This is a genomic window from Brevibacillus sp. YAE8 (genome assembly GCF_057543335.1).
On the sequence record NZ_BAAIYG010000151.1, the window covers coordinates 1 to 541 of the forward strand.

Below are 541 nucleotides of genomic sequence, written 5' to 3' on the forward strand. Positions count from 1 at the left end.
TCCTTTTAGTCCTAAGTGATGGCCTAAAAGCATCTGCCAGTTAATATACGGAAGAACCTGTGCCAAATCGTAGTGTTTGACAACGTGGCGCTTTAAATCAGCCGTTACAAAAACAGGAACATCCGTTGAAATGGCGGATCTTTCTAAAACAGCCGTAGCTGCTTGAGCGGTTTGAGGCTGGCGTTCTCGAACCGTTACTTTCTTTTCTTGACGCGTTTTTAAATCTGCTAAAAGCTGAATAACTTCTTCTTTGTTCTGCAGCTTATTTGCTAACGCTAATCCGTCCATCGCATCTTTGGCGTAGAGGACGGCACCTTCATATTCCGGGGCAATTTTAAAGTCAGTAAATTTACGGGAAAGGGCAGCGCCTCCTACCATAATTGGAACATCAATGCTTGATTGCGTTAAATCTTGTGCAGTTAAAACCATTTGCTGAGCAGATTTTACTAAAAGACCTGACAGGCCAATGATGTCTGGCTTTTCGTCTTTTACTGCTTCAATCAGCTGCTGCGGCGTTACTTTAATTCCTAAATCAATGACT

At 42.7% G+C, this 541-nt stretch carries 1 protein-coding gene; it reads right to left on the minus strand.

Going from position 1 to position 541, the window contains the following annotated elements; translation table 11 throughout:
- Nucleotides 1-541: cobalamin-dependent protein (locus AC27IT_RS28105; RefSeq protein ID WP_487092308.1), on the minus strand; the 541-nt coding region annotated here is incomplete at both ends.